The organism is Erysipelothrix aquatica (genome assembly GCF_009828775.2).
Lineage (GTDB): Bacteria > Bacillota_I > Bacilli_A > Erysipelotrichales > Erysipelotrichaceae > Erysipelothrix > Erysipelothrix aquatica.
Window position 1 is genome coordinate 53,993 of record NZ_WTSY02000010.1, and the last position, 12,393, is coordinate 66,385.

Annotated in this window: 12 protein-coding genes, 1 tRNA gene and 1 pseudogene; 9 read left to right on the plus strand and 5 right to left on the minus strand. The window is 37.1% G+C overall.

From position 1 onward, the window contains the following. The first annotated feature begins 29 nt into the window (after window positions 1–29). The 5 genes from glmM to GVV20_RS04465 are packed head-to-tail and all read left to right on the plus strand — an operon-like array spanning window position 30 to window position 4,660. Window positions 30–1,352 carry a phosphoglucosamine mutase gene (gene glmM, locus GVV20_RS04445; RefSeq protein WP_159741249.1) on the plus strand — a complete coding sequence of 441 codons (1,323 nt, stop codon included), beginning with the start codon at window positions 30–32 and terminating at the stop codon, window positions 1,350–1,352. Between the two features lie 10 nt (window positions 1,353–1,362). Next, window positions 1,363–2,019: a response regulator transcription factor gene (locus tag GVV20_RS04450; RefSeq protein WP_159634410.1), complete on the plus strand. Its 657-nt coding sequence runs from the start codon at window positions 1,363–1,365 to the stop codon at window positions 2,017–2,019. After that, window positions 2,019–3,338 (plus strand): sensor histidine kinase, encoded by a 1,320-nt coding sequence (locus GVV20_RS04455; protein WP_236261781.1) that lies wholly within the window; start codon window positions 2,019–2,021, stop codon window positions 3,336–3,338. The genes GVV20_RS04450 and GVV20_RS04455 overlap by 1 nt, the downstream gene beginning before the upstream one ends. Window positions 3,339–3,343: 5 nt before the next feature. Then, complete coding sequence (locus GVV20_RS04460) at window positions 3,344–4,066, plus strand: NYN domain-containing protein (RefSeq protein WP_159741250.1); 723 nt, start codon at window positions 3,344–3,346, stop codon at window positions 4,064–4,066. A gap of 30 nt (window positions 4,067–4,096) precedes the next feature. Further along, a complete protein-coding gene (locus GVV20_RS04465) occupies window positions 4,097–4,660 on the plus strand; it encodes a Maf family protein (protein ID WP_159741251.1) in 564 nt (187 codons plus the stop codon). A 196-nt stretch (window positions 4,661–4,856) separates the two neighbouring features. Here GVV20_RS04465 and GVV20_RS04470 read toward each other — a convergent pair whose 3' ends face one another. After that, window positions 4,857–5,591, minus strand: coding sequence for an ankyrin repeat domain-containing protein (locus GVV20_RS04470; protein WP_159741252.1), 735 nt, complete (start codon window positions 5,589–5,591; stop codon window positions 4,857–4,859). 266 nt (window positions 5,592–5,857) lie between these two features. On the opposite strand from GVV20_RS04470, the gene GVV20_RS04475 reads away from it, so the two are divergent. Further along, window positions 5,858–7,009 (plus strand): hypothetical protein, encoded by a 1,152-nt coding sequence (locus tag GVV20_RS04475; protein ID WP_159741253.1) that lies wholly within the window; start codon window positions 5,858–5,860, stop codon window positions 7,007–7,009. Window positions 7,010–7,116: 107 nt separating this feature from the next. Here the strand turns inward: GVV20_RS04475 and GVV20_RS04480 are convergent, their stop codons facing one another. Beyond that, window positions 7,117–7,320 (minus strand): cold-shock protein, encoded by a 204-nt coding sequence (locus GVV20_RS04480; protein ID WP_159634380.1) that lies wholly within the window; start codon window positions 7,318–7,320, stop codon window positions 7,117–7,119. Window positions 7,321–7,611: 291 nt separating this feature from the next. Next, window positions 7,612–8,166 carry a hypothetical protein gene (locus GVV20_RS04485; RefSeq protein ID WP_159741254.1) on the minus strand — a complete coding sequence of 185 codons (555 nt, stop codon included), beginning with the start codon at window positions 8,164–8,166 and terminating at the stop codon, window positions 7,612–7,614. A 219-nt stretch (window positions 8,167–8,385) separates the two neighbouring features. Between GVV20_RS04485 and GVV20_RS04490 the strand changes: the two genes are divergently transcribed. Beyond that, entirely contained in the window at window positions 8,386–8,907 is a 522-nt protein-coding gene (locus tag GVV20_RS04490) for a hypothetical protein (RefSeq protein ID WP_159741255.1), read from the plus strand. Window positions 8,908–9,829: 922 nt separating this feature from the next. On the opposite strand, the gene GVV20_RS04495 is transcribed toward GVV20_RS04490, so the two are convergent. Then, a tRNA-Thr gene (locus GVV20_RS04495) sits at window positions 9,830–9,903 on the minus strand. Between the two features lie 172 nt (window positions 9,904–10,075). Here GVV20_RS04495 and GVV20_RS04500 point away from each other — a divergent pair. Both GVV20_RS04500 and GVV20_RS04505 read left to right on the plus strand, forming a co-directional pair. After that, window positions 10,076–10,975, plus strand: coding sequence for a nucleotidyltransferase family protein (locus tag GVV20_RS04500; RefSeq protein WP_159741257.1), 900 nt, complete (start codon window positions 10,076–10,078; stop codon window positions 10,973–10,975). 64 nt (window positions 10,976–11,039) lie between these two features. Beyond that, on the plus strand, window positions 11,040–12,239 hold the full coding sequence (locus GVV20_RS04505) for an MFS transporter (RefSeq protein WP_159741258.1): 1,200 nt from the start codon (window positions 11,040–11,042) through the stop codon (window positions 12,237–12,239). Window positions 12,240–12,277: 38 nt separating this feature from the next. On the opposite strand, the pseudogene GVV20_RS04510 reads toward GVV20_RS04505, so the two are convergent. After that, window positions 12,278–12,393: pseudogene (locus GVV20_RS04510) on the minus strand (IS30 family transposase); the annotation flags it as partial.

Sequence of the window (12,393 nt, forward strand, 5' to 3'; positions counted from 1 at the left end):
TACTTAAGTCATAAATGAAGGAGATTAAAATGGGAAAATATTTTGGAACAGATGGAATTCGTGGTAATGCGAATGAGAAACTCGATGTCGCGATCGCGATGAAAGTCGGCGCATATCTCGGACACCTTCATAGAGGAAAAAACATTGTTGTAGGACAAGACACACGCTTGTCCTCCACCATGTTTGCAAGTGCCATCGCAGCTGGAGCAACTTCAACTGGGGCCCACGTGTACATGTTAGGTGTATGTGCAACGCCTGCATTAGCCTATACAGTCAGCAAAGGTGATTTTGAAGGTGGTGTCATGATTTCCGCAAGCCATAACCCATTTAATGACAATGGTCTCAAGGTTTTTGCATCGAATGGTATGAAAATTCCAAACGAGTTAGAACTAGAAATCGAATCCTACATTGATGGTGAAATCGCTATTGATGTCGCAACAGGTGCTGAGATTGGCCAAGTTATTGAGTACCATGAGGGGCTTGAAAAATACTTGAGCTACGCTGAAGGGCTTATTGACGCACGCTTTGATGGATTAAATATTGTACTTGATCTTGCGAATGGATCTGCGACATCATCTGCCGAACGTGCATTCAAAGAATTAGGTGCAAATGTTACCGTGATGCATGGAAATCCAGATGGTATTAATATCAATACCAACTGTGGCTCAACGCATCCAGAATCTCTCATCGAAAAAGTTAAAGAACTGAACGCTGATATGGGATTTGCTTTCGATGGCGATGCTGATCGCTGTTTAGCAGTTAACGAACACGGTAAACTTGTTGATGGTGATGAAATTCTCTATATCTTGGGACAATATCTACGGGATAAAGGTATGCTTAAAGAGGATACAGTGGTCTCAACGGTCATGGCTAACCTTGGCTTTATGAAGTGCTGTGAAAAGATTGGACTAAACATTATCACGACTGATGTTGGGGATAAAAATGTCTTTGCTGAGATGGTCAAAAATGACTACAAACTCGGTGGTGAACAATCTGGACACATCATTCTTAAAGATTATGCAACAACCGGTGACGGCGTTTTAACAGCTCTTGTCATTGCGGAAGTTGTAGCGAAAGCTCAACAGTCACTTGGAACCCTTGGAAAAGACTTTGTCCAATTCCCACAACTCCTTGAAAACCTAAAAATTGAAGATAAAAATGTTATTATGAATCATCCTGATGTCCAATCAGCAATTGAACGTATTACAAATGAACTTGGTGATGCAGGCCGTATCTTAGTACGCCCATCCGGAACTGAACAACTGATTCGTGTAATGGTTGAAGCAGAAACAAACGAATTGTGTAATCATTACGTGAATGATATGATGAATGTAATCAAAACTATTCAATAGAGGTGATCCTATGAAACATGTTATTAACATTGTTGAAGATGAAAAAGATTTGAATGAACTTGTAAAAAGCTATTTAGAAAATGCTGGATACGAAGTGCGCTCATATTTTACCTACGAAGAAGCGCGTATTCATGCGCAAGATGATGATGTCCATCTGTGGATATTAGATATTATGTTGGACGATAAGAGTGGTTATGACCTCATTGAGCTCGTAAAATCTCACGATCCATCCACTCCTGTCATTTTCATGTCAGCAAGAGATAAAGAGTTTGACCGCATTATCGGGCTTGAAAAAGGAAGTGATGACTATATCACAAAACCTTTCTCGCCAAAAGAACTTGTTTTAAGAGTTAATAATATAATCAAACGTGTCTATAGCCAAGATATTCAAACAGAAGTTGACGGCTATGTCATCGATGAAAAACAACGAAAAGCATCCAAAGATAACTATGAATTAGAATTAACAACCAAGGAGTTTGATCTCCTCATGCTGTTTGTCAAAAATAGAGGTGTTGCCTTTACCCGCGAACAAATCCTTGTTCACGTGTGGGAAACCAACTATTTCGGATCAGACCGTGTTGTTGATGATACACTCCGCCGTCTTCGAAAGAAGATGCCAGATCTTAATATCCAAACAATTTATGGCTTTGGATACCGACTCGGATAGTGAAAAAATTCGGGCAGTATATAAGAAAGTTATCGTTGACGCAGCAATTAGTATTGATTGTTGTTTTGACGATGACTTTCTTTTTATTCTTTATCTTTGGAACGATATCGAAGAACATGGATGTTCTCGTTGATTATCAAATATATGATGTGATTAAACTTAAACAACAAGATGTCATTTACAATTATACAAATGATATCGAAGACCCGTACTTATTTGGTGCTCCCAATCCAAATATGATACATATTATTAGTACTCCAGATGGAAAGTATTTGTCCAATGGCATGGAAACCCTTGATAAACGTTTGTTAAGACAAATCGAAATCCAAATGGACAATAATCAATATGGTGACTCTGTAAATTATATTTACTCCGATTCAAGATTGTATACAATAACCAACATCCCTTCAAAAAATGCATCAATTGCGACGATAATATCTCGTGACTATAACGATGCATTTAAAGACATGATGTTGAATAGTGTTGTTAATATCTTAATGGTATTAATTGCATTGGTATTTATGACACTCTTAATTTGGGTATCGTCGATTATTCACCCCCTTAATGTAATCAGAAACTATATTGAAAAAGTGAAACGAAATGAAGATGCGACGCTGATTATTAATCGTGAGGATGAAATCGGTCAGTTGGCAGAAGTTTTGGTTGAAATGAATGATGTTATCAGACATCAAGAAAAAGTTAAAGAAGAGATGATTCAGAATATTTCTCATGATTTAAAAACGCCAATCGCAACCATTAAATCATATGGTGAAGCAATTAAAGATGGCGTATATCCGTATGAAACGCTTGAAAAAAGTGTGGATGTTATTATCGAACATGCTGATCGTTTGGAGAAAAAGGTATACAACCTATTAACATTAAACCGTATGGACTATTTAACATCTGAACAAATTGATCAAAATCACGAATTTGAAGTAAAGGAAATCATCGAGCAAGTAATTGTATCATCGAATCAGTTACGTCAGGATGTCAGCATTGTGGTTGTTGGTGATAATAGTTTAATTTATGGATCTGAAGAGCCATGGCGTGTCGTGATTGAAAATTTATTGGATAATGCATTGCGGTATGCACAAACTGAAATAGTGATTGAAACTGATGATCACATGATTTCTGTATACAATGACGGAAGTCATTTAGCAGAAGGCAAGATTGAGCAGTTATTCAAAGCATATGAAATGGGTGAAGGTGGCCAATTTGGCTTGGGCTTATCAATTGTCCACAAAGTTACATCGAATTATGGTTACCACGTATCCGCAGTCAATACAGAACATGGCGTTATCTTTAAAATAGAGAGGTAGAACCTATGCAAACAAAAAATGATAAACGAATTGCGGTATTAATCGATGCCGATAATATCCCGTATAGTAACATTGGTGGTGTTTTACGCGAAGTCGCACGTTATGGAACACCAACCATTAAAAGAATTTATGGAGACTGGACCCGTCAAACTGCATCAGGATGGAAAAGTCATTTGCTATCGCATGCTATTACACCGATCCAACAGTATTCCTATACAACCGGTAAAAATGCAACAGATTCAGCACTGATTATCGATGCGATGGACATACTCTATGAAGGCAATGTGGAACGCTTCTGTCTTGTATCTAGCGATTCAGACTTTACCCGTCTTGCGGTACGTTTGCGCGAATCTGGAAAGTATGTCATCGGTATGGGTGAACAAAAGACCCCGACAGCATTCATCGCGTCATGCGATAAATTTGTTTATATAGAAAATATTGAAAAAGATGTTCCAGCTGTGCGTCCGTCTGTAAATGGACAACAAACAGCGGATCAAAAACTTTATGAACTTATTGCTGAATCGGTTAATGACCTCGCAGACGATAACGGATATGTCTTTATGGGTGATTTAGGAAACCACATCATCAAAAAACAACCGGATTTCGATCCTCGTAGCTTTGGCTTTCATCAATTAACACCATTGGTTAAATCAATGAATGCATTTGAAATTGAAGAGCGACGAATTCCAGATACTAACGTGAAACATGTGTATATTCGGAACAAATAGTTTATAATACTATTTGGAAAGAGGAAGTTTATGCATAAGAAATTAGTTTTAGCGAGCCAATCCCCACGTCGTCGCGAATTGGTAACATTTTTAGGGATACCATTTAGTGTTGAATCACCAACATCGAATGAAGACTTAAACACAGCACTTACGATCGAACAACAAATTGAAGATTTAGCGCATCGTAAAGCAAAATCAGTATTCGAAGGATCACAGGATAATATTGTCTTGGGTTCAGATACGGTTGTTGTGCTGGATGGAAAAGTACTGGGTAAACCTAAAGACGAAGAAGACGCATGTAGCATGTTACGATCGTTATCAGGTCGGACGCATGAAGTCATTACTGGCGTAGCGTTGATTTCAAGCAACCTTGAACGAGTCTTCTCAGTCAAAGCAACAGTAACGTTCTTTGATTTGAGTGACGAAGAAATAAAAAATTACGTAGCAACTAAAGATCCAATGGATAAAGCAGGTAGCTATAGTATCCAAGGACATGCAGCATTGTTTGTTGAATCTATTGTTGGTGATTATTACACCATCATGGGTCTTCCAATCTCACGTGTCTATCAAGAGTTGAAAGAAGGAAAGTGGTAATTTGCCACTTTTTTTTACGTTTGTAACATCAAATAAGGTGTTCGTAACATATTGCGCCGAATCATGAGGAAAATATCTATAATAGTTTTTGTTACCGGATATGGGGTAACGCCTTTCAATGAAGAAGAAACTGCAATAAAACTATAATGATACCGGTATACCGGTTAATGTATACAAAAAAAAGATATCTGGGCCATCAGATATCTTTTTTTGTTGATTGAAGTATTGCTATCATGGTTGCAAACTGACGTTCTTGTGCATAATCCAACGCTGTTTTACCACTATTGTCTCGAAGGTTCGTATCAGCACCATGATCAACAAGTACTTGGACGATCTCTTGGAAAACTTCGCTTCCGTCCGTAAGTGCTACAGCCTCAATAAGCGCTGTGTAACCAAAGTTGTTTTGAAAATTGATATCAATGTTCGGATCTGCGACGAGTAAGCGCACGGCGTCAATATGACCTTTCTCAGCTGCAGGAATGAGTGTGTTGCCGCCGTACCGATTAACTACGGAAAAATCAATGTCGGCATGGCGTAACATATAATCCAGGATCTCGGTACGCCCCTGTGCCCCTGCGTAGAGATAAGCGGAATCGAGGATGGCATCTTGAAGATTTACATTCGCACCTTTATCAATTAACAGTTGCGCGATTGGAACATTATTGTTGTGGGTTGCGATAAGGATAAGCGTTTCTTGTTTTGAGTTCATCGCATTTATATCGTATGTCCCAGTGTTCAGAAGCGTTTGTAAAGTTGGAAAATCAGAATCAGTAACGCTTTGTATGAGTGCTTCGTTTGATACATCAATCATCGTTGTTTCTCCTTGTGGTTGCTGTGGAGGTGCAGGGTGTCGTTGTGCGTACACGACGAGTATTGCAATTAAAACAATAGCCGCAGCAATGATGCTTAGGTTTCGAAATGTTTTATTCATAAGTAGACCTCCTCATAGACCAAGGATAGCATACAACAAAGATATTTGGCGGGCATGTGCTCATGCAAATGATTGTGAGTAAAAGCAACTAATGTACAAGCCTAAGCAAAAATCTAATGAAGTATTTCTAATGTATTCTTCAAATGAAGAATGTGGCGGTGAGTTAAGTATGTGTGTGCGATATGTGGGAAATTCCTTGATAAACTATGTATATCAAGCAAAATAGAGACTATTTAGCGGGCTTGTGAAACACAGGGGGAAATATTATGAAGCATAGAATGCGCAAATTTATGGTTCTACTGCTAGTTTTAGCAGTTGTATCAGGATGTACTACAGGTGGTTCCAAAAAAATTGAATTACACGAAGACAAGTTTGAATTGGTGTTTGCACTTGAAGGTGACAAAATTGAATTACCGATGAAACTGGAAGACTTCGAAAAACTTGGCTGGAAAACAGGAGATGACTTAACAACTCAAATTAAACCAGAGCGTAGTGAAAGTATCTCATTTACTAAAGGGGATACAACAGTAAATACGAGTGTTGGAAATCCTAGCAATAGTGTAATTACAGCTAAGGAAGGATTTATCATGGGAGTAGCAATTGAAGGTTCTTATGATTCAAAAGATAAAGTTCCAAATATCCAACTTTCAGGTGATTTAGATTTTAACTCCAAGAAGGAAGATGTTGTCGCAAAATATGGTACACCATCAGAAAGCTATGTAGGTAAAGAAAAAGATTACGAATCATTATCTTACAATAAGGATAAATACGGTGATAGTGGATACCGTTTCGTTTTTATAGATTATGATGGAAAAGGCATGAGACTGATTGAAGTCAGAGTTTCAAATGCCGAAATGGATAGTGAAGTCGTTAATAGTATTAATGGTGAAGTTTCAAAAGATGCTCCAGAATTGCATGAGAAATATAAAGCACCAACTGCATTGGGTGATAAATGGAACTCGTTTACAATTAAAATAAACGATACAGTCTATCAATTACCTGCACCACTTCCAGAATTTACAAAACATGCTTGGACACTTGTTTCAAATGATGAAACATTAGCTGCAGGTGATAGTAAATCAGGTGTAGATCTTCGTTATGATAACTATACAACACGTGCAGGAATTATGAACTATGATTCGAAAGAGAACTACTATTCAAACGCATTTGTCATCTCGTTTACCTATGAGAAAGATACATCTCCATTCACATTCGAATTACCAAGCGGAATCACGCAAGCCTCAACAATTGAAGAGGTAGAAGCAGCATATGGTAAAGGTAAAATTGACGATACATCAAGCTACCGTACACGTTTAGAATACGGCGATTATAATGCAGGTATTGAATTCTCATTTGACAAAGAAACAAAATCAATATCAAGAATGCGAATCACAAACGAAGTTAAAGAATTCAAATAGATTCACGAAAGCAGGCTCCGGTCTGCTTTTTTCATGACTTTGCGTGAGCAAGCGTGATTTTTTGACAAATAAAAAAGGAGCCTAGGCTCCTTTGTTGTATTCAGTTCTTATAAACCGCGTACGTTGTCAGCTTGTTTACCACGTTGTCCTTCAACAATATCAAATGATACTGCTTGGCCTTCGTTTAATGTTTTGTAACCTTCTGAAACGATTGCAGAAAAATGTACGAATACTTCTTCGTTTGATCCGTCAACGATGATAAAGCCGAAGCCTTTTTCTGCGTTAAAGAATTTTACTTTTCCTGATTCCATAGAATAATACCTCCCTCTAAAATATGAAGCATGTAATAATAGCGTAAAGTATTATTGAATGTTTTGGTCATATTCTTTTTAAATATTATCATACTTTAGTCTATGAGTAAAGATATGAATGCGGTTTCTTTTGTAAAGTAAATAAGATTAAATGGTGGAGTTTGCGTAATTGGTCTTAATCGTGAATTTTGAGATTGTTCGAACTTGCTTATAATTAGGCAAAAATGAACAAAAATAAGCACCCATTTTAAATTACTGAACTATCCCCAATTTAGAATGTGAGTTGAAGTGCTATTGGTTTAATACGATGATAAAGCCCTCATCTTGCACATCATCAACGAGATCTTGTAAGGAGTCATCGTTCTCATCTACCAAATCAGAGACGATAAGTTGGTTTCCATTGGTCTGGAAATTAATTCCTACAAAATAAAATTCTTGCTTCTTATGTCCGTATCGGTCATAAGTAACCTGGAAAACTTTACCGATTTTATTGGTACTATGACTTACACCGATTTCTGCTATTGAAAAATCATTGATGTAACCATGTTGTTGTTTATATGTGTATCGATAATTTGCATAGTCATGTAAGTATGCATCGACGGTGTCGATGGTGAGGCTCGTTGTATCAGGTGACGCAGATACGGTGGCATCTGGTGTAGGAGTCGGAGTGTTCGAATCGTTTGGCTTGCCTGGGTTTGTTTGCAATGGTGACTCAATGTAAGATTCCACTACGTTTTGTTCTGGCAAGATTTTGAAAATGTAAATTCCCGACCCCATTATCACGACAATTAAAAGTAGAATGATCGCGGATAGGAGTCCGATGATTATAGCGTATTTTGATTTCATAATGTTCCCCTTTACATTTGCGTATTATACATCATGGTCAACCGCACCTCGAAAGAATGACACGAATTACGTATCTTATGTCTTAGAAAATGGCACTTGATACAAAAGTTATACCACTTAGAAACGCAAGCTATACCACTGAAACAGATAATGTGTAATCATAAAAAAACATGTGCTATGTTTTTTCCATAAACCGAAGGGTCAAAGGAGAAAATGAAAATGAATAAACTACTTAAATTGTCATGTATTTCCATTCTATCCACATTATTATTTATGGTAATCGCAATCCCTGTGAGTGCGGATGAAGATATCGTAAGTGCTGATGCCACAGTTGAAACTACAGAAATAGTCTCTATTACCCAAACTGAGATGGATCTAATAAATATAGAATTGTTTGGAACAGACTTCAAAAGAACGAAAAGAGATAGATATGACTATCCGAAAAGAACTACCATCAGTTATGGTAGTTATAACGGGTCATCGATATATTCAATGGCCGCAGGAATGGCCGGTAGTCTTCTAACATTTGGTAATCCAATACCAGCCCTAATGGGTTTTTCAGCTGCAATATATCAAAGAGTTTCATATGGGACTGATTTGTACTATACAATAACGAGAACTCAATCAAGAGTTGATGGCGTGACACGATTGAAAGCTAAAATCGATGTCTATCGAAATGCTGATTATTCTGTTTGGGTCTATGGTACAACTCTTACACGTGAGTATACTATTAATGACTGATTTAAAAAATCTCACAGGATTCTCTTATGCAATTGTAATTGTAAATCTACTATTCGGAATACTCTTTAAATACAAATCGACAAATGTAGATATTGCATCATTTGTAATTATCTTTGTAATCTTGTTGATAGATTTAGGAAGTCAGTCTCAAGAGAGAATTTCAAACAAAAAGTATCGAAAATTCATTCCTACAATACTTTTCTTACTCGTTGTTATATGGAAAAGTGTATTTATTCCTTTCCCCTATGTATAAGAGATAGACGTTAGACAATTATCTATGCCCTAGATCTCTGGTCTGTAGGCGAACGGCCTTTGAGAGTATCGGGTGAAGGATATTAGTGTCAATAGGAACCTATACAAAAACCACTTTGAAGTGGTTTTCTTTTGTAATTTACAAACTATATAGTAGAAACCCTGTCGATATAACCGATTTTTGCACGTATTGCATAAAGGGTATTGATTTAGTTTCTGCTCACGTGTGAATAAACAATTGATGATCACGGACTAGTTATTTTCACTATTTCACTCCGAAGACAAACCTCTTTTTCACGTTCAAAGACTCTATTTTTGGTATGTAATTAAAAGGAAATGTCTAAATTAATGATAAGATTGGAATGCTAATCAAAGTACAGAATTTAACGTTTACATTTGATATTGAATAGAGCGGTGCACCATGAAGAAAGACTATCGCTTAGTTGGCTTTTTGTGTATCGGTTTGTCCCTTGTTGTTGCTATTATAATTTACTGTATTGACCCATACTATTCACATTCCGGTAAATTAATTCATGATTTTCTACAATTCATAATTTTTCCTATAACTGTATTTGCCTTTTAATAGAAAGAAATAAGTTTTCCCACTCTTCTGGATGGACAAAAAAGTTGGTACCAATACCGAAGTATCAGAACCAACTGTTGTTTCAAATGGTGCCGCCACCGAGAATCGAACTCGGAACTGAGCATTACCATTGCTCTATTTTACCATTGAACTATGGCGGCATGTGCATTTCAATGATACTCAAATTAACAATAAAAAGCAAGATGAGAATCAAACAAATCAATGAAGTTTCGAGTTTGACCCAAATGACAATGATTCATGAGTCAAAAACAAAATAGTATAAGAATCAAAAGTTGAACTATGATACAATGAACAAGACAATAGGAGGATACTATGAAAGATCTAACTTTAGTAATTCTAGCAGCCGGAATGGGAAGCCGTTACGGTGGGTTAAAGCAAATTGACAAATTTGGTGCAAGTGGTGAAGCAATCATTGATTTCTCAATCTACGATGCAATCCAAGCTGGATTCAAAAAATTAGTACTAATTATTCGAGAAGAGCACAAAGATATTTTTGAAGAAGTACTCGTATCAAAAGTGCGCCCACATATCGAAGTTGAATATGCATTCCAAAACATTACTGATGTTCCAGAATGGTTTGAAGGTGTTGAAGGCCGTGAAAAACCATGGGGAACAACCCATGCGCTTCTTGCAGCACGTAATACCGTGAATACACCGTTTGTCATCATCAATGCTGATGACTACTATGGCAAACACGCATTTGTCGAAATGGCGCGTTTCCTCAACGAAGACGTTACGGATACAAACGCATCCATGATGGGATACATCGTGGACAATACAATTACTGATAATGGAACCGTAACACGAGGTGTATGCCAAAACGAAGGTGGCTATCTAACTGACATCGTTGAAGTTGATGGAATTCGCCGCACTGAAGCGGGTGTTGTTGGTGGTGAAGATCAACATCTTATCGCTGATGGAACACAAGTATCCATGAACTTCTGGGGCTTTACACCTGCTATCTTTGAAATGATGGAAGGCAAATTTGAAGCATTCCTCCAAAATGAAGTGGCTGCAAATCCAATGAAATCGGAAGCACTACTTCCAAATGATGTGGGTGCATTAATTCAAGAAGGCAAACTCAAAGTTCGTATTCTTGATACCCCAGATCGTTGGTTTGGTGTTACTTACCAAGATGACAAACCAATGGTATTGAAACAATTTGAAACATTCCAATCAGATGGAACTTACCCATCCGATTTGTGGAAATAGACAAAACACATAAAAACATCTAAACTAAAGTAGGCAATTGCCTACTTTTAATTATGGAGGGCTTATGCGCGGATTTATTGAAAAACATAAAATGACAATATTTATTGTCTTAAACTTAATTTTAACGGTGGGAATGAACTTAGCACACCCTGTCACACCATCCTTGCTAAAAGATTTAAACCTACCACCACATGTATTTGGCGTTTCGTTTGCGGCAATGTGTACGACTAACTTTATCTTTGCGCTAATATGGTCGAATATGGCACATAGCATGAAGAAATCAAAAATTCTGGCGATTTCATCAATCGGTTACGCACTTGCACAAATTCTCTTTGGTATTGCGCATACAGAAGTTGAAATTTATATCGCACGTCTGATAAGTGGGGTCTTTGCAGGAGGATTCCAAGTTGGATTTATGAGTTATATTGTTAATAATGCAAAGGTCGAAGAACAAGCTCACTATATAACGATATCATCCGTCATCGTAAGTGTTGGTGCAGCCCTTGGATTCTTTGTGGGTGGATTCTTGGGTGATGTTGATGTCCGAATGACATTCATGATTCAAGCTGCAATGCATATTATTTTAGGTATTCTAGTATATATTATTCTGGTGCCAACAGAAGCATTCGAAGAACGTAAAATTGATACGCGTAGCGTGCTCAAAGAATCAAATCCAATCAAGATTGTTAACAATGCCAAGCACTTAATGATTGGCTTTATGATTCCGTTATTAATTACGGTGTTTATTACATCAATTGGGTCAACACTTTTTGATCAGAGTTTTAATTATTATATTAAAGATATTTTCAATTTTGTACCAAGTCAGAACGGAATTATCAAATTTATTACGGGACTGTTTGCAGTTGTCCTTAATATTATTTTGATTCGACGAAAACAAGTTTTTGGTCGTGTGTTCTTACGCAATCTCTTTATTGGGATGGCGACACTTGCAGCGATTGTCGCGTGGTTGCCAACTGAATCTGGATTTGTTGGCATATCATTACTTTGGTTTGGTGCCTATACAGTTATGATTCCTGCACTCCAGAATGCAGTATTATCGAAAAAACAAAATGCTACCGAAGGAAATCAATTAGCAGGTTTATATAATGCACTAATGATGTTTGGAAAAATCTTTGGAGCACTTGTAACGAGTGTTGTTTATACGATCAATCCGATTTTGAGCTTTGTAGTTTCGGGCATGTTATTCTTGATTGCCTTTGTGATTATCGCGATGGCTAAAGAAACCCCAACAACACAGCACTAAAAAAGTAAGTGTCCAAAAGGCACTTACTTTTTCTTTTATCAAATCTCAACCGCACCACTATTCATTTTTAAAAATTCTATCTCATAAGCAGTTTTAAAGTCAAACATTTTGCGAGGCATTGAGTTGATTTTAAAGGCAATGTCATCAAGATATT